Source organism: Bacteroidales bacterium, assembly GCA_021157585.1.
GTDB lineage: Bacteria > Bacteroidota > Bacteroidia > Bacteroidales > UBA12170 > UBA12170.
In genome coordinates this window covers 16,120-33,908 of sequence record JAGGWH010000078.1, presented here as the reverse complement: position 1 = coordinate 33,908, position 17,789 = coordinate 16,120, and the positions used below count along the sequence as shown (strand labels likewise).

Below are 17,789 nucleotides of genomic sequence, written 5' to 3'. Positions count from 1 at the left end.
AAAAATCTTGCATTCTTATTATTAATATATTATATTTGCTGCTATGACAGTAAAATACGAATTACATAAGATAATTCTTTTTCATAGAAAACAAGCCAAATTGAGTAGAAACGAACTGGCGGAATTAGCAGGCTTGGGTAAAACAGTGATTTACGATCTTGAAAAAGGCAAAAAAACTGCTCGGTGGTCAACTATAATAAAGATTCTAGAAGCCCTGAATATAAACATACATTTTCAAAGCCCTTTAATGGATGATTATGAAAAAAGCGCTAATAAAAACACATAATGTTATAGCCGGAATTCTAAAGGAAGAAAGCCGGAACCACTACATTTTTCAATATGATCAGGCTTACGAAGGTGCTCCAATATCACTTACCATGCCGGTAAGGGATACGTCTTATGTATTTGATTCGTTTCCCCCATTCTTTGATGGTTTACTACCCGAAGGTGTACAGCTAGAGGGATTATTAAAAAAATATAAAATAGATAGGAAAGATTATTTTGAACAATTATTAGTGACAGGACAAGATTTAGTAGGGGCTGTAACCGTAGAAAAAATCAACTCCGCAGATGAATAGATGTCCAATAACATACGAGTTATGTCAAGATAAATACAGTAAATCCGGTCTTGCAAAACTGTCACCACGCTTGACAGATTTAACAGATTTGCCTTTTACGGCTCAAGAACAAAGACAAGAGGCTGCTTCAAGGTCTGGTAAGATGTCTATACAAGGTGTTCAACCCAAACTTAGTGCTAAATTATCAATAAAAAATAGAAGATTTGAGATTGTAGATAACAGAGGTACTTTTATAATCAAACCACAAAGCGATATTTTTAGAGAAGTTCCGGAAAATGAAGATTTAACTATGAAAATGGCTAAATCTTTTGGAATAGAAGTTCCTCTCAGCGGTTTGGTATATTCTAAAGATGGGAGTCTTAGCTATTTTATTAAACGCTTTGACAGATACGCAAAAAACAAAAAACGTCATCAAGAAGATTTTGCTCAATTAACGGGGAATACGCGAGAAACCAAGTATGATTGGTCGATGGAAAGGCTAATTCCCGTTATAGAAAGCCATTGTACATTTCCTTTGCTCGAAAAAAGAAAGTTATTTCGAAGAGTGCTATTTTGTTTTCTAACAGGAAATGAAGATATGCACCTCAAAAATTTCAGCTTGATAGGGCGCAACAATAAAATAGAACTAAGTCCGGCTTACGACTTGCTTAATTCCACTATTTCTATGGGTACAGCCACCGAAGAATTGGCTCTGCCTATCAATGGAAAAAAAAGAAAAATTAAAAAAGAATTACTGTTTGATTATTATGGAAAAGACAGATTGAAATTAAGCGAAAAAACAATATTGTCAGAAATAGAAAATCTATTTATCAAAAAACAGGAGCTAAAAAACCTGATTCAGATTTCATTTCTATCCACAGAAATGAAAAAACAATATACTGAATTATTTGAGGAAAGATATAAAAGACTTATTTCGTAAACCCAAGAATAAGTTTGGAATTCAAAGCCGCTTTTAAAAATTGCCTTAAAGCAATTATAGCATTTTCTTCCGAAGCATATTTTTTAAATATTTCGAGCAAAGCCTTAAAATCAGCCTTTTCATTAGCAAGCTTTTCAAGAATTTCCAAATGTGGATATTTGATATCTGTAAACAGAACCTTTCCCGTTTTCGGCTCTCTATGTAAGGAAACAAAATACTGTCCCGCATCTTTATCCGTAATATTTGATGCGTTTTTTAGATGAACAGGGTAAGACAATGGAATAATGGTTAGTTCAGGATTTATTACAAAATTATCCGTGCTCAGAGTACCCGTTGTGACATGGATTTCGACTTCCTTATCTTCCATCATATATATTTCAACTTCAAACCACTCCAATAAGAGTAAATCTTTAAGTTGAGGATATTTATGAAGAAGGGGATAATTAGCCTCCTGTAGATAGTTGGGCAGTTCTTTTGGCATTTTCCAAACCAATGGCGATTGGCATTTATGACTGCTGAAAAAATTATCTACCATATTATTCCACTCGTGTTTTTCCAAAAGATCATAAGTAAGCGGAAAAGCAGATTGCAGGCTGTCGTCGACAATGCTGTAAATAAGATTACGGTATCTGTCCACCCTTTTTTCATTTACACCGGGGATGGAAATGTAATTTCCACTACGGCAATACTGCGCTAAATTACTTTGATATTTATGGGTTTTAAGCAGTTGCATAAGTCGGTATTTTAGTTGCGTTTGCTATTATGGCTTTCAATCGCATAATTTCTTCTTGTAATTCCGGCAACTCGGGAATATTAAAATCTCTTTCTAAAAGAACCGGGACATCACGTTGAATTTGTTTTAAGGTAAAGTCGAATAAATCATAAACAGTATCGATAATAGCTTCGCCATGAGTATCAATAATAAGATCATCGGATACTTTTGTATGTCCCGCCATATGGATGTATTTTACCCTTTCCAGCGGAAGCTGTTTTATAAATTCATTAGGATTGTATTGATGATTAAAACTATTTACATATACATTGTTTACATCAAGAAGCAAATCACAATCCGCTTCAGCTAAAACGGCATTGATAAATTCTATTTCGCTCATTTCAGCGGCAACAGACGTATAATAACTTACATTTTCGATAGCAATTTTTTGCCCCAAATAATCCTGTACTTGACGTATTCTATTAGCCACATGTTTTACTGCATCTCCGGTAAAAGGAATGGGAAGTAAATCGTAGAGGTGGGCATTATCGCATTTAGAAAAGCTTAAATGCTCTGAATAAACCAAGGGTTTATACTCTTGTATAAATTCTTTTACTGATTTTAAAAAAGAGTAATCCAACTCATCGGGACTACCAATAGAAAGCGATAATCCATGCAAGAAAAGCGGATGTTTTTCTGTAAGTTCCTTGAAAATCTTTTTCCAGTAACCGCCAATGCCCATCCAGTTTTCGGGAGCGACTTCAATAAAATCGGGCTTCAATAAGGTTCCTTCTAAGAACTCCTCCGAAAAATCTTTTCTAAATCCTATTCCTACCATTTGTTGTTGTTTTTCATATTGAGCGTAGCCGAAAAATCTATGTATTTTATAAAGATTTTTCGACTGCGCTTAAAATGTTAGAGTATAAATAATTTGATACTTATTTTTTCTCGCCACATTTTCCTTCACCACACTTAGCTTCTTTAGACTTGGACTCTGCTTCTGTTTTGGCTTTAGTAGTTTTTGCTTTTGGATCTTTTTTTGTTTTGTCAGCTTCACCACATTTAGCTTCTTTTGCTTTTGACTCAGCTTTAGTGGTTTTTGCTTTTGTAGCCTCTTTCGTTTTACTTTCCTCGCCACATTTTCCTTCACCACACTTGGCTTCAAAAGTATTGAATGCAAAATCAGTAGTATTTAAAAGCTTGGCACGAATCTCAGAACCGCTTCCTAATTCATCAAAAGAAAGTACATTTGATGCATTAACACTAAATGCTGATCCTGCTACAATTGCTCCGGCTACTAATGCGCCTCTAAAAATGTTCTTTTTTGTATTTTTCATGATTGTAATTTTTGTTTGATTTGTTTGCAGGAATTGTCGCTACTTTTTAAAAACCTGACAATAATTATTAAATATTATTTTTATAACAATATAATTATTTGATTTTAAGATAAATACAAATGCATTTTATGAAACATTATAATGTGTTTGCAATAAGAAATGTCTTAATGAAAGCAAAAAGGGATAATACTTGAAAAGAAAATTAAAGTGTTGGTTGTTGTTTTAGTAGACTGTATTTGATTTTATATTGATGCCATAAAACTGATAAAAAAGCCTCTTTCGTTTAGTTTATTAAATGAGTATTCAAAACGAATCACAATATCATAATACGAAACAAAATTTAATCCCGCACCATAACCCAATAACACTTCATTTTGCAGAGTATTTGAAAGTTGAGGAAGTTCGGTTGTGGAATAAGCCAAATCGGTAAAAAGACTTAAATAAATCGACCAGTGAATTTTATTAAATTTACTTGGAAGAATAGGTAGGTTAGTTAGTTGATTTTGAAATAAGGCATATTTTAAATCAGTTTTTATAAGTCCAAAATTCTGACCATCAACTACATAATATTCATAGCCTCGCACAAAGTCTCTTCCATATCCTAAGCCGGTATTTAAAAAATAAGGATTACGTCCGGTATTAGCAATACGACCGGTAAAACCACCGGCAAAATACAATTGATGACCTAAATTCCAATACTTACGTAAATTAGAGGTAAGCGATAATAAGTCAATATTTGATTTTTGGGAAATACCCAACCCCCGTTTTACCAAAATAGCATCTAAATAATAACCTTTTAATGGGTAAGTACGGCTATCGCGATGATCATTTTTATAAAAATACGTTAATGAGAAATATTCGAAATCATTATTTTGATCCGGATCAAAATCGGGATTTAACTGAAACACCTTATCGTTATATTGATGATTATTATATTCTAATGCACAATAATGCGACGTATGAATATTTTTACGAATATTTATAGCAGCATAAGCATAATACTCTTCTTTAAGATAATCTTCACCACGATAGCGAACGGGTTTATTGTTAATGGTTTGGTAGGTAACTTCATGATTTCGCTTAAGACCGGCACCTAAAATAATACCAAAAGTCTGCGGTTTATTTATAAACGGAATATCATAATGAAAACCAAACTGTTCATCATATCCACCCTGAAGAATAAGTTTCAAAGCCTCTCTCCGACCCCGGAAATTCTCCCAAGTAAAAAATAAACCATAATTAATTTTAGATAAATCTTTTGTTTCCCACCAGGCGTTTGGATTTCTTTCGGCTAATTCCACGACAGGCATAGGCCAAATATACCAACGCTCATTTAAATCTATATGTACATTAGCATGTATTTTTCCATTAGAAACAACTTGGACATCACGAATTTCTACAAAATTAAATAAAGAGCTGTTATTTAAGTTTTCTTTACTTTTTTTTAAGGCTTCTTTAAAAGCCTTATAACATAAGCTATCGCCCGCATGAATAGTTAACTCTCTATAAATAATTTTATCGCGTGTAATTTTATTTCCACTAAGATAAATCTTGTTAACGTAAACCATTTTTGCAGAATCGGCACAAGAGGGTTTCGTTTTTTGAGCAAAAAGAAAAGTTATACTAAAGAGTAGAAATAAAAGGACAATAAAACGCTTCATCTTATATGTTCAAATAGTTCATTAGGGCATCGTAATTATCTTGCAATTTGGCATTAAGATTTTCATGTGAATAAAACGCTCTTACTTTATAGTCATATCTATCAAAGGTTTGTAATATCGCTTCAATGTCCATGGTATTTAGTTTTAATGTTACTTCCATTTTTGTGGAATCGTGGTAGGTGCGAGAATATAAATTAATAAGTTTTGAATTATTTGATTCTATAATTTGTGCAATTTGTGATAAGGAATAATCATGAATATTCATTTCTAAAACAATAATTCCTCCCGGGTTAACAACTCCGGTAATTTCTGCTAATCGACTTACTAAAGTCCATGAATGTATAGATCCTAAATATTGGTTTTCTCCATCAATAACGGGCAATAAACTTAAATTATTTTGTTGAAAAGCAGTTAATACATCATATATATGTTTGTTTTTTGTAATTGCAATCTGAGATTTGGCAATTGGATGTGCTCCCACAGCCTCTTCAAATTGATTATAAGCATAAATATCATTTTCGGAAATAAGTCCTAAAAACAATTTATCGTTTACAATGGGCAGATTCTTAACTTTAAATTCTTCCATTAAACTTAATGCCGTTAATGCGGTATCAGAAGTCTTTAATGGTACAATATATTCACTTATCAATTCTATCGCGAGCATTTTAATATGGTTTTTCGGAAAAATAATCATCCTTAATGATGGCAAGATAGTTATTATATCTCGATTCGGCAATTTCACCATTGTTAACAGCCTTTATTACGGCACATTCGGGTTCATGGGTATGTGTACAATTACTAAATTTACAACTTGAAGAAAATTGCCGAAATTCCGGAAAATAGTTTGGTACTTCTTCGGGAATAAAATCCACCAATCCAAATCCTCTAATACCGGGAGTATCAATAATATATCCACCAAAATCTAATGGGTGCATTTCGGCAAAAGTAGTAGTATGCGTTCCTTTTTCATTAGATTCGGATACTTTGGATGTTTTTAATTGCAAGCCGGGTTGAATAGTATTTACTAAAGCCGATTTCCCCACTCCGCTATGTCCGCTAAATAAACTGGTTTTATTTTTAATAAGTTTTTTCAAGGGTTCTATTCCTTCTTTATTTTTAGCTGATAAAGCAAAACATTGATAACCAATCTTTCGATATAAACTCATCCACTTTTCCAGTTGTTCATTTAGCTTTTTATCGTGTAAATCAATTTTATTAAATACTAAAACAGCAGGAATATGATAAGCTTCTGCGGTAAGTAAAAACCGATCGATAAAACCCGTTGAAGTTCTTGGGAAGGCTAAAGAAATAACCAAAATGGCATAATCTATATTAGCTGCAATAATATGACTACGACTGCTTAACTTTGTCGCTTTTCTAACAATATAGTTTTGTCGAGTATGAATTTTATTGATAAAGCCAACCCCCTCTTCCTTTTGTACAATAAACGATACCTTATCGCCGGCAGCAATAGGATTAGTGCTTTTAATACCTTGAGTTTTGAAACGTCCTTTTATTTTACATTTAAAGATATTTCCTTCTATTGTTTTTACAAGATACCAGCTACCTGTCGATTTTATTACTATTCCTTCCAAACTATTGTAAATTAATATACTATATATTCAGCGGTAAATTTACAAACTATATGTATATTCGCTTTAGAAATTATCCTCATTATGAATATTCTTTTAATTATTTCCGTTTTGCTTGCTCCTTTAATGGGTTTACTCTTGTTTTTTTATGTGCGTTACAGATTTAAACGTGGTGATATTGCCCTTTTTTATCGCAGCTACTTTTGGGGGATACTTAGCGTTATTATCCCTGCAATAATTTATCTAATCCTGTATATTCAAGGGTATACAGCACTTAGTAATTTAAGGCGAATTTTATTTTACTCCTTTGTTGGGATTGGTTTTGGTCAGGAATTTGGGAAATTTATTATCCTTAGGTATTTAGTATTACCATCCTCGAATTTCCGTGGTCCTTCTGATGGCATATTGTATAGTTTAATGATAAATTTTGGGAGTTTAAGTTTACTTAGCATCTTAAGTCTGATTCTTTTTCCTGAAATACCACCATATATTCTTATTGCTAATGTGTTTGTAAGCATCATTTTTGCGGTACTTATGGGCTTTTTTGTTGGTATGGGTAAAGTACGTCATAATAGATTTGTAGATTCTTCTACCGGTTTAATAGGTGCTGCTTTTTTTCACGGCAGTTATCAATTTATTATAGAAACTCGCGATTTTAAACTTATGGTTATGTTTCTTGCAGGAAGTGCTATTATCACTCTTTTACTACTATTTAAATCTATCAGTATCAGCGATGAAGTAAAAAACGATAAGAGTATTTCGTAAAATTTATCGGATTACCTTTTATTTATAATAATTTCATAAGATTAAAAAACTAATATTTTCTTCCCTTCCATTCATACGAGAAAAATAGCGCAGATAAGTTGCTAATAACAACAAATAAAGGATAAAAAAGCTGAACTAAAGGATATATCCAGAGTAAATATTTTTGTTTATACCACTGTGCAACAATAGATAAGAAAAGAAAATCAACGCAAAATTTAAGACCAAACAAAAGTAAGAAGACAATTAGATATTTAGCATTAAAAATGCAGGCGATTGCAGCAATTAGGATATTTATATTTACTATTAAAACTAAAAGAGAAATCGTAATTAGCCAAAAATCTTTAAACGATTTTGATTTGCTAAGCCAACGTTTACGCTGATTGAAAAACGATTTAATATTAGGCTGTGCCTGCGTATAAACAACGCTATCGTTATCAAATTCAAAAGCAATACTCTTTGCTCCAAAATGTTTTTTAAAACTATGTAGAAGAAATAAGTCATCGCCGGAATTTTCTTCTTTTAATAAAGCATCAGCAGATAATTTCAGAAAAGACTTTCGCTCGAAAGCTAAATTTGCTCCATTACTTAAAATTGGAATAGTTGCCGCAGTAGTTGCGGCTGTTGTTGCAATTAGACTTAAGTTTTCGAGAGATTGAGATAGAGAAAAAATTGTTTTTTCTTTATTTATCAAAACGGCAGCCGAAACCATTTTTATTTTTGGATTTTGGAAAGATTGAATACGACTTCTAATATTTTTTGTATCGAATTGACAGTCGGCATCGGTAAGTAAAATATAATCGCCTTCGGCTTTAGAATAAGCTAAAGTTAAAGCTTCTTTTTTACCAAAAGCATTATTTTTTTCTTTACCCAATTCAAATATTTTTACGGGATATTCCCTTTGGTTTTTTTGAAACGTTCTGACTAAACTTAAGCTATTATCGTTGCTTGAATCATCAACAAAAATAATTTCCATTTTAGATTTCGGATAATCTTGTTTTAGTATAGATTGAAGCAATAAAGGAAGCGCTTTTTCTTCGTTACGAAATATTATGACCAAACTAATAAACGGCTCATAATCAGTCTGTTTTTGCTTTTTTTGTTTGAGTATAAAAACTAATACTAACCATAGGATAAATCCAACATAAGCCAAAATTATTAGAACAGAAAACAGCAGAAAAAAACTTTGCTCAATCATTCTTTCTAAAGAATTTTAGTTCGTACACAAAGAAGGTTCCGAAAATAGCGGGAATAGCCAAATTTATAAGCCAAAGTGCGCTACTGGCGGCAATTACATTAGCTTCTATAATATTTATAGATAATTCAGCAGGACCAAATGTTTTTAAAACAAATAAGCTTATCAAACCACGAATTCCCAATTCGGCAATTGCTATCGTTGGAACAGTAGTAAGGGTAAAGAATAAAATAAAAATAATTAAAAGTCCGGAAAGAAAAGGCAAGGGAATCCCAAAGCTGTAAAAAACAAGATAAAATTGAAAGGAATAAACCAAGAACCGTAAAAGGCTCAGGCCTAAAACTTTCCATAATTCGTGGGTCTCAAAATTTTGTAAGATTTTCAGATGTCTAACAAAGCGCCAGCGTTCAAGGAATTTGAAATGACTAAAAAAGGTATGTAATATCCCAATATTCAAAAACACCAATACCAAAGATAAATTAATCAGTATCACCAAAATAGCAATTAATATCAGACTTAAATTATTAAAATTAAGATAGGCATTATTTATATTTGGAAGAAAAAATAGTAGAGCTGTTGATCCTAAAATTAATGTTATGAAGAGTTGACCAATATTACCAATTATTGTTGCAAAAATACCATCAATACGATCGCCTTTTTTCAATATAAATACTCGACCAAAAAAATCGCCTATTCTATTTGGAGTAAAAAAGCTAATTGCCGATCCGGTAAGTACTGCCTTAAAAGCAGTAAGAACTCTGATTTTTTCTACTTTTCGGATTAGAAATTGCCATTTAATACTTTCTAAACCCCAATTTAAAGGCATAAGGAAAAATACTACACCTAAAATATAAATCGATAAATTAGTATCAAGTATATTTAAATTTAAGTCGCTAAATTTATTTTTCACAAAAAGCTCATAAAATAAAAAGCCATAAGTAGCAAGTACAATCATTGTACGTAAAAGAAGGTTGATGCTTTTTTTTATCTTTGCGTTCATCTATATGGCTATTGTAAAAACAGATCGAATAATTTTAGGCATCGACCCGGGTACAAATATAATGGGTTATGGTCTTATTCACCAAAAGGGGAATAAAATTGATATGATTACTATGGGTGTTCTTAAACTTGGGGGCTATTCTAATCATCCGATGAAATTAAAGAAAATTTTTGAAAGAACACTCGCTCTTATTGATGAATATCAACCCGACGAAATGTCTTTAGAAGCCCCTTTCTTTGGTAAGAACGTGCAGTCGATGTTAAAATTAGGGCGAGCTCAGGGTGTTGCTATGGCGGCAGGATTGTATCGCAATGTGCCTATTTTTGAATATGCTCCGCGAAAAATCAAGATGGCTATTACCGGAAAAGGAACGGCATCTAAAGAACAAGTTGCGGCAATGCTTACCAATCTTTTAAAAATAAAAGAACAAGCAGAATATTTAGATGCTACCGATGGTTTAGCGGCTGCCGTTTGTCATTACTTACAAAAAAATCCTTCTATCGAAAGTGACAGCTATACGGGCTGGAAAAGTTTCGTCAGTAAAAATCCAAAGCGAGTGAAAAAGTAATACTTATTTACACATTTTCAATCTATTCCGTAATCAGTTTAAAACCAACCCCATGAACATTTAATATTTCAATTGTAGGATCGCTTTTAAGATATTTCCTTAGTTTAGTAACATACACATCCATACTACGCGCATTAAAATAACTATCGTCATGCCAAATCTGCTTTAAAGCTACGCTTCTATCTAATGTTTCGTTTCTTTGAGCACAAAGCATTTTTAAAAGTTCGGCTTCTTTAGAGGTGAGTTTTTGGCTATCTCCATCGGCAGATAAAATATGTCGTGTTACATCAAAAGTAAATTTACCTATAGTATAAAAGTCTTTATTAGTATTTGTTTTATTTGCTTGCGTTCTACGTAAAATAGCTTCAATCCGAACTAACAATTCTTCCATACTAAATGGTTTAGTAAGATAATCGTCGGCACCAATTTTAAAACCTTCCATTTTATCTTCTTGCAGTGATTTAGCGGTTAAAAACAAAATAGGAATATTTTTATCTGTTTCACGAATTTCACGAGCCAAAGTAAAACCATCTTTTACAGGCATCATTACATCTAAAATAAGAAAATCGTACTCTTCTTTTTGAAATTCCACAAGAGCTTCTTGACCATTGACGCGAAGAGTAGTACTGTATTTTTTAGCTTCGAGATATGCTTTTAAAACAGTTCCTAAATTTTTATCATCTTCGGCTAATAGAATTTTAATATCTTTTTTTTCCATTTTAAGCTTATTTTAATATTGTGTTATAAGGTAAATAAATTGAAAACTTACTTCCTTTTTTAAGTTCACTTTCTAAAGTAATTTTTCCGTTATGCTTATCAACAACGGTTTTTACATAACTTAATCCTAATCCAAATCCTTTTACATTATGAATATTACCTGTTGGTACTCTGAATAATTTATCGAAAACCTTTTTCTGATTAGATTTACTAATACCAATACCATTATCTTTTACTGAAATTAAAATTCCCTGACCCATTGTTTTTGTTGAAATATGAATGATTGGTGCCCAAGGAGTATATTTATTTGCATTATCAAGAAGGTTAAAAACAATATTTGTAATATGAATTTTATCGGCTTGTATAACAGCTTTTTCTGCATTTAAGTCAGTATGAATTACACCACCTTTCTTTTCAATTTGTAAATTGATTTTAGAAATAGCATCATTTAAAGCATCATGAATATTTATACTTTCGATATTTAAAATGATTTCACCTTTTTGAAAACGTGCACTTTGTAATATTTTTTCGGCCATACCTGATAATCTGCCATTTTCTTCAGAAATAACTTTTATATACGAATCGTAAAGATGTGGCGTTTTAACAATATCCTTATCTGATAAAGCCTCACAAGCAAGTGAAATAGTAGATATTGGGGTTTTAAATTCGTGTGTCATATTATTAATGAAATCGTTACGCATTTCAGAAACTTTTTTCTGTTTAAAAACTGTTGACACCACATAGGTAAACGAGAATATAATTGCTGAAATCAGAAAAAACGATATTACAAGTAAAACCCATAAACGAGTTATTAAAAACTGTTGTTCATTAGGGAAATAAATCATCAACATATCATGTTGTGAAAAAATATCACCCGGAAAAAGCATATATCTGAAAGGTGATCGTAAAACCTGCTCAGGGTATTTACCGGTTTTTTGTATAACCAACCTATTTCGGTTAGGACTATAAACTGCAAATTCGTATTTGGTATTTATGTTCGCACGACGGAATTCGCGTTTTAGAAGAGAATCGAGTTGTTTAATGTCGATACGATTTTCGACTAAATTATTTATACTCAATCTTTCTGATTGTGAAAAAAGATTTTCTATAATACGTTGCGAGCTAAAACCACTGGAATTAATATCGTTTATGCTTGGAGAAGGAGAAAAATTTAAAAGGCTGGAGATTATTGATTGATTAACAGAATCGATAGCATTATTTAATAATAATTTATTTTTTGAAAGTAATTCTTTTTGTCGTGTATAAGTTAAAGCGCGGTCTATTCTTTCCAAATCGTAAATAGTTTTGGAAACAACGGCATCAACATCACGATTAAAAATGGCCTGTTTAACCATAATCGTGTTTTTGATCCAATAAACCTGAATTATCATTAGGCTAATTAGCGCAAAAGACATTAGACTAATAATAAAATAAATTACTTTTTTATTCATAAACCAAAGAATATTAAAGCAAAGATATAGCTGAAACACATTGTAAATAAGGGTTTAACTTTCTTTAACGCTTCTTAAAAGCCCTTAACATTTACGACTTAGTGTTTGCTGTACTTTTGCTTTTGTAATTGAATGAATTTTCTCATAGTTCATAAAATTTAATCAACGTTAAAATTAGTTGAATTTTGATTTTTGGTTTAAAAGTGCAGAAGGCAAGCTGCACTTTTATTATTTTAGTACTTCGTCAACTGTTTCTTCGGCTTTGTTTTTAACTTCTTTTAAAATCCCATCCTCATCATTAATTCCATCATACAAATTAATAATTGTTGGTGCTACATCTTCAATATAAGTATATAATATTGATTCCGAAGTCAGTGACGGACTAAATATATATCTGTTTTTATCAAATTTATTTACAAAATAAATGATAAAGCTTAAAAAGATAACTGCTTTAAGAACACCGAAAAAACCGCCAAAACTTTTATTTAAAAAACTTAGGGCTACTAAATCAATAACTTTTTCAAGCAGTTTTCCTAAAAGATTTATTACTATTACAACCAAAATAAAAGTAATTATAAACGATAGTATACTTAGATATTTTTGATTCATTTCAAAATGCTCAGTCAAAAAATTAGCAGTATAAGTTGAAAAATGCAAGCTAACATAAATGCCCAAAAATAATGCTGCTAATGTGGTTAATTCAATAATTAATCCTTTAGAAAATCCTTTATAAGTAAGCCAAATAATTGGTATGATAAAAATAATATCGAGTACTCCCATAATTTATTTTTTTAATCGTTTGGTAAGTTCTGTGGCAAAAACAAAAGTGTTTAATTCGGGATTATCATCAGTTAAAATGGTGTCTTTATTTCCCTGCCACCAAAGTCTTCCTTGATGTATAAAACTAATATTATCACCTATTTTTAGAACAGAATTCATATCGTGTGAGTTAACAATGGTAACTATATTATACTCTTCCGTAATTTCAGCAATTAAACCATCAATTACATTAGCTGTTTTAGGATCGAGACCCGAATTAGGTTCATCACAAAATAAATATTTTGGATTATTGGCAATAGCTCGCGCAATAGCAACTCTTTTTACCATACCGCCACTTAATTCGCCCGGATACATTTTATTTACATTTTCCAGATTAACACGTTTAAGGACTTCGTTTACACGATGTTTTTTTTCCTCAAGGCTTTGGTGGGTAAACATATTGAGCGGAAACATTACATTTTCTTCAACGGTATAATAATCAAAAAGAGCTCCGCCCTGAAAAAGCATTCCTAATTCTTTTCTGATTTCTCTTCGTTTTTTATGTCCTATAGAGGAAAAATTTCTACCATCAAAATCAATATGACCCTCATCTACTTCGTGTAAACCTACAAGGCATTTTAATAAAACCGTTTTTCCAGCACCGCTTGCACCGATAATAAGGTTATTTTTACCGCGTTCGAGTTTTATAGAAACATCTTTTAATACCTGTGCCTCTCCAAATTTTTTCGATATGTTAAATGCCTCAATCATGTTAATAAAAGTTGAGTTAAGAGAAGGTTAAAAAGGATTATTAAAACACTGGCATAAACCACTGTTTTTGTGCTTGCTTTACCAACCTGTATAGAACCGCCTTTAACAATATACCCTTGAAATCCGGCCATAGTAACAATAATAATAGCAAATACAGCTGTTTTTATTAAAGCATAAAAAACTGTAAAGCTTTCAAAATCGAGCTGAACGCCACTAATAAATTCTGAGGGCGTAAGTAAAGGAGTAAATAAAGCAACTAAATACCCGCCAATAATACCAATAAATATTCCGAAAATAATAAGTGCAGGAATAATAAAGACCGCCGCAACAAGCTTAGGAAGAATTAGAAAGTTAGCAGGATTTATCCCCATAATCTCCAAAGCATCAATTTGCTCTGTAATGCGCATTGTTCCTATTTCAGAAGCAATACTGGAACCAACCTTTCCGGCAAGAATAAGGCTCACCATAGTGGGTGCAAATTCCAAAACAATCATTTGTCTGGTCGAAAAACCAATAAGAGTTTTAGGCAATAAAGGATTATCAATATTATATGCAACCTGTATGGCAACTACCGCACCCGAAAACAGGGAAATAATTGCTACTATACCAAAAGAATCAACACCAATAGCATAAAGCTCTGCGTTAAGGCGTTGAAAAAATATTCGCCAACGATCGGGCTTAGAAACCACTTGCCACATTAATAGCAAGTAAGATCCAATATGTTTAATCAGGTTCATTAAAAAAATATTTTTGCTAAAATAAGCATTATTACCCTCTTCTGTTAACGCTTTAGGCGAAGAATTTTTTTAAACAGTAAGAACTCTTTTTTTATCTGATAATTTTTTCCGTGATTTGAAGTTATAAATTAAAGGCATTTATAAATGAATAAACATATATATTTCGGGATAATTTTATTGATAAGTTTATTTTTATTTGCTTCCTGTAAAGCTACATCGATAAAAGGTATGAGAAAAACATCCAAAAACTGTAATTGCCCTTCTTTTTCACAAAGCACAAATTCACTTGTATTACCTATTATTAGCTTAATATGAATTACAACAAAAATATTATTGCCAACTATATTCCTAAAAAAGCCGTTACTCCTATTGTAGAGTGGTTACAAAAGAATAATGTACAGCTAAAAATTAGCAATATTAGAAGTACTAAATTAGGCGATTTCAGAGCAGCACAAAATGGTGGTTATCCGCGTATAAGTGTAAATTACAATTTGAATCCATATGCTTTTTTAATTACTCTCGTTCATGAAATGGCTCATGCCGAAGTGTATAAAAATAATAGTCGTTTTAAGCGAATAAAACCCCACGGAAAAGAATGGCAAATGACTTTTTCTCAAATGATGCAACCGTTTTTAAATGAGAATATTTTTCCCGAAAGCCTTCTTCCTGCCGTAAAAAGGTATTTCCAAAAACCAAAAGCATCCAGTGTTTCTGATCCGCAATTAATGCGTGCTTTAAAAACTTTTGACGTACAATCAGAAAATCCACAATTGGATGATTTACTTATAGGAGATAAATTTATTTTTAGAAATATTCCTTTTGAAGTGGTAAAAAAAATGCGTACTCGTTTTCAATGTCGAAATATAAAAAATAAACGCTTATATCTTATTCACGGATTAGCAGAAGTAGAAAGGCTTCCCGAATAGAAGAATTGCTATCTTTGTTTACCGTATGAAAAGTTTATTAAAAATATTAAAATATGTAATTCCTTACTGGAAATATGCCCTGTTAAATATTATCAGTAATTTATTATCGGTAATATTTTCTTTGGTTTCTTTTACTTTCTTTTTACCCGTTTTAAATATGCTGTTTTCTACGGAAGCTTTTCCTAAATCGGCTCCCGAAATAGATATAATGGACTTCGATACAATTAAAGAAAACCTCTATTATTATTCCGGTTTTATGATTGATAAATATGGTGCTATTGATACTTTAATGTATATCTCTTTAATGATTTTGGGACTGTATTTTTTTAAAAATTTATTTCGTTATATGGGAATGTTCTTTATTGCACCTATCAGAAATGGTGTTGTGAGAGATTTGCGTAGCGATATGTATAATAAAATACTTATTCTTCCATTGGCTTATTTTTCTGAGCAACGCAAAGGCGATATTATTTCGCGTATGAGTTCTGATGTTCTTGAGGTGGAATGGTCTATTTTAAGTTCTTTAGAGGCTGTTTTTCGTGAGCCTATCACCATTATCTTATTTGTAATTACACTGTTTTTCCTTAGTCCTGCTTTAACAGTTTTTGTATTAATAATGCTTCCGATAAGTGCTATAATAATTGGTGTTATTGGCAGGTCTTTAAAACGCAGCTCCGAAAAAGGACAAAAAAAATTAGGGAATATCTTATCTATTATAGAAGAAACTATAGGCGGCTTGCGTATTATTAAAGGCTTTGCTGCTATTGATTCTGCTAAACACAAATTCCAAGAAAATAATAATATTTATACCCGGTTAATGATTGGTCTTTACCGAAAGCGCGATCTTTCTTCGCCATTGAGTGAATTTTTGGGCGTATCTGTAGTTGTGTCTATTTTATGGTTTGGCGGACGATTAATATTGGGAGAAAATGCATCTATCGATGCTGCTACTTTTTTGGTTTATATTGGCATTTTTTCACAGATTTTACCTCCGGCTAAAGCTATAACAGCGGCTTTTTATAATGTACAAAAAGGCGCGGCTTCGGTAGAACGTATTGAAGAAATATTAAATGCCGAGGAGCAAATTGTAGAAAAAGAAAATGCCATAGCAAAAAAAGATTTCCAAAGCGAAATAGAATATCAAGGATTAAGTTTTGATTATATCAAGAATAAATCGGTACTTAAAAATATCAATATAAAAATAAAAAAAGGTCAAACTATTGCTCTTGTCGGAGCTTCGGGAGGGGGAAAATCTACTTTGGTAGATTTATTACCCAGATTTTACGATCCACAGCAAGGAAAAATAACCATAGATGGTATTGATATTAAAGATTTGATAATTAATGATTTACGTTCTTTATTAGGTATAGTAACTCAAGAATCTATTTTATTTAACGATACCGTTTTTAATAATATTGCACTTGGTGTTGAAGATAAGGTAAGTAAAGAAGATGTAATTGCTGCGGCAAAAATTGCAAATGCACACGACTTTATTATGCAAATGGAAAACGGATATCAAAGTAATATTGGCGATAGAGGACAAAAACTTTCCGGAGGTCAACGACAACGTTTAAGCATAGCCAGAGCCGTTTTAAAAAATCCTCCAATTCTAATTCTTGATGAGGCAACCTCAGCATTAGATACCGAATCCGAGCGTTTAGTACAAGACGCATTAGAAAATTTGATGAAAAATCGCACCTCTTTAGTTATAGCTCATCGTTTATCTACCATCAAGAATGCCGATGAAATTGTGGTTGTAAATGATGGCAAAATTACCGAACGCGGTACACATAAAGAGCTAATTAAAAAACAAGGTGTTTATGCACGTTTGCACGCGTTACAAAGTTTTGAATAGAAAATATTTTTTACTTTTTAGATTTTTTCTTTTAATTTTTCTTCAAAAATTAAATAATAAGTTTACATTCGTAGTCTAAATAGAGAGTAATGACAAGTGTACATAATAATAATTCCAATAATAATTCCAATGTTAATACATTGCGAAAACGGAAGCTTATTGTGTAACGATATAAAAAAATAACAAAAAAGCCTTCCGAAATTCGGAAGGCTTTTTTGTTTTAAAACAGTTCTATTATGAAACAAATCA

Annotated in this window: 20 protein-coding genes; 7 read left to right on the top strand and 13 right to left on the bottom strand. The window is 31.7% G+C overall.

Annotation, left to right across the window (positions count from 1 at the left end; genetic code table 11):
* The first annotated feature begins 100 nt into the window (after window positions 1-100).
* The 3 genes from J7K39_05290 to J7K39_05280 are packed head-to-tail and all read left to right on the top strand — an operon-like array spanning window position 101 to window position 1,497.
* Window positions 101-286 (top strand): helix-turn-helix domain-containing protein, encoded by a 186-nt coding sequence (locus J7K39_05290; GenBank protein MCD6179299.1) that lies wholly within the window; start codon window positions 101-103, stop codon window positions 284-286.
* Complete coding sequence (locus J7K39_05285; GenBank protein ID MCD6179298.1) at window positions 258-578, top strand: HipA N-terminal domain-containing protein; 321 nt, start codon at window positions 258-260, stop codon at window positions 576-578. The genes J7K39_05290 and J7K39_05285 overlap by 29 nt, the downstream gene beginning before the upstream one ends.
* Window positions 571-1,497, top strand: coding sequence for a HipA domain-containing protein (locus J7K39_05280; GenBank protein ID MCD6179297.1), 927 nt, complete (start codon window positions 571-573; stop codon window positions 1,495-1,497). The genes J7K39_05285 and J7K39_05280 overlap by 8 nt, the downstream gene beginning before the upstream one ends.
* Here J7K39_05280 and J7K39_05275 read toward each other — a convergent pair.
* The 6 genes from J7K39_05275 to rsgA all read right to left on the bottom strand — a co-directional run bounded on the left by J7K39_05275 (window position 1,487) and on the right by rsgA (window position 6,802).
* Window positions 1,487-2,230, bottom strand: coding sequence for a putative DNA-binding domain-containing protein (locus J7K39_05275; GenBank protein ID MCD6179296.1), 744 nt, complete (start codon window positions 2,228-2,230; stop codon window positions 1,487-1,489). The genes J7K39_05280 and J7K39_05275 overlap by 11 nt on opposite strands.
* Complete coding sequence (locus J7K39_05270) at window positions 2,217-3,047, bottom strand: DUF692 domain-containing protein (protein ID MCD6179295.1); 831 nt, start codon at window positions 3,045-3,047, stop codon at window positions 2,217-2,219. The genes J7K39_05275 and J7K39_05270 overlap by 14 nt, the downstream gene beginning before the upstream one ends.
* A gap of 100 nt (window positions 3,048-3,147) precedes the next feature.
* Entirely contained in the window at window positions 3,148-3,546 is a 399-nt protein-coding gene (locus tag J7K39_05265; protein ID MCD6179294.1) for a hypothetical protein, read from the bottom strand.
* A 242-nt stretch (window positions 3,547-3,788) separates the two neighbouring features.
* Window positions 3,789-5,207 carry a hypothetical protein gene (locus J7K39_05260; protein MCD6179293.1) on the bottom strand — a complete coding sequence of 473 codons (1,419 nt, stop codon included), beginning with the start codon at window positions 5,205-5,207 and terminating at the stop codon, window positions 3,789-3,791.
* Between the two features lies 1 nt (window position 5,208).
* Window positions 5,209-5,871: a CBS domain-containing protein gene (locus J7K39_05255; protein ID MCD6179292.1), complete on the bottom strand. Its 663-nt coding sequence runs from the start codon at window positions 5,869-5,871 to the stop codon at window positions 5,209-5,211.
* 1 nt (window position 5,872) lies between these two features.
* Complete coding sequence (gene rsgA, locus J7K39_05250; GenBank protein ID MCD6179291.1) at window positions 5,873-6,802, bottom strand: ribosome small subunit-dependent GTPase A; 930 nt, start codon at window positions 6,800-6,802, stop codon at window positions 5,873-5,875.
* Between the two features lie 81 nt (window positions 6,803-6,883).
* Between rsgA and J7K39_05245 the strand changes: the two genes are divergently transcribed.
* Window positions 6,884-7,564 carry a hypothetical protein gene (locus J7K39_05245; GenBank protein ID MCD6179290.1) on the top strand — a complete coding sequence of 227 codons (681 nt, stop codon included), beginning with the start codon at window positions 6,884-6,886 and terminating at the stop codon, window positions 7,562-7,564.
* 49 nt (window positions 7,565-7,613) lie between these two features.
* Here J7K39_05245 and J7K39_05240 read toward each other — a convergent pair whose 3' ends face one another.
* Together J7K39_05240 and J7K39_05235 are read right to left on the bottom strand one after the other, a co-directional pair.
* Complete coding sequence (locus tag J7K39_05240) at window positions 7,614-8,759, bottom strand: glycosyltransferase (GenBank protein MCD6179289.1); 1,146 nt, start codon at window positions 8,757-8,759, stop codon at window positions 7,614-7,616.
* Window positions 8,752-9,756, bottom strand: a complete 1,005-nt coding sequence (locus tag J7K39_05235) for a flippase-like domain-containing protein (protein MCD6179288.1) — start codon at window positions 9,754-9,756, stop codon at window positions 8,752-8,754. Before J7K39_05235 ends, J7K39_05240 begins: the two co-directional genes overlap by 8 nt.
* Window positions 9,757-9,766: 10 nt before the next feature.
* Here J7K39_05235 and ruvC point away from each other — a divergent pair, with 10 nt between their 5' ends.
* Window positions 9,767-10,324 (top strand): crossover junction endodeoxyribonuclease RuvC, encoded by a 558-nt coding sequence (gene ruvC / locus J7K39_05230; protein MCD6179287.1) that lies wholly within the window; start codon window positions 9,767-9,769, stop codon window positions 10,322-10,324.
* A gap of 22 nt (window positions 10,325-10,346) precedes the next feature.
* Here the strand turns inward: ruvC and J7K39_05225 are convergent, their stop codons facing one another.
* The 5 genes from J7K39_05225 to J7K39_05205 form a co-directional block, all read right to left on the bottom strand.
* On the bottom strand, window positions 10,347-11,042 hold the full coding sequence (locus J7K39_05225; GenBank protein MCD6179286.1) for a response regulator transcription factor: 696 nt from the start codon (window positions 11,040-11,042) through the stop codon (window positions 10,347-10,349).
* A 7-nt stretch (window positions 11,043-11,049) separates the two neighbouring features.
* Window positions 11,050-12,492 (bottom strand): HAMP domain-containing histidine kinase, encoded by a 1,443-nt coding sequence (locus J7K39_05220; protein ID MCD6179285.1) that lies wholly within the window; start codon window positions 12,490-12,492, stop codon window positions 11,050-11,052.
* Window positions 12,493-12,720: 228 nt separating this feature from the next.
* Window positions 12,721-13,272, bottom strand: coding sequence for a CvpA family protein (locus J7K39_05215; GenBank protein MCD6179284.1), 552 nt, complete (start codon window positions 13,270-13,272; stop codon window positions 12,721-12,723).
* Between the two features lie 3 nt (window positions 13,273-13,275).
* Window positions 13,276-14,022: an ATP-binding cassette domain-containing protein gene (locus J7K39_05210; protein MCD6179283.1), complete on the bottom strand. Its 747-nt coding sequence runs from the start codon at window positions 14,020-14,022 to the stop codon at window positions 13,276-13,278.
* A complete protein-coding gene (locus J7K39_05205) occupies window positions 14,019-14,759 on the bottom strand; it encodes an ABC transporter permease (protein ID MCD6179282.1) in 741 nt (246 codons plus the stop codon). Before J7K39_05205 ends, J7K39_05210 begins: the two co-directional genes overlap by 4 nt.
* A 311-nt stretch (window positions 14,760-15,070) precedes the next feature.
* Here J7K39_05205 and J7K39_05200 point away from each other — a divergent pair, with 311 nt between their 5' ends.
* Window positions 15,071-15,685 (top strand): SprT-like domain-containing protein, encoded by a 615-nt coding sequence (locus J7K39_05200; GenBank protein MCD6179281.1) that lies wholly within the window; start codon window positions 15,071-15,073, stop codon window positions 15,683-15,685.
* Between the two features lie 25 nt (window positions 15,686-15,710).
* Entirely contained in the window at window positions 15,711-17,540 is a 1,830-nt protein-coding gene (locus J7K39_05195; GenBank protein ID MCD6179280.1) for an ABC transporter ATP-binding protein, read from the top strand.
* The last annotated feature ends 249 nt before the right edge of the window (window positions 17,541-17,789 follow it).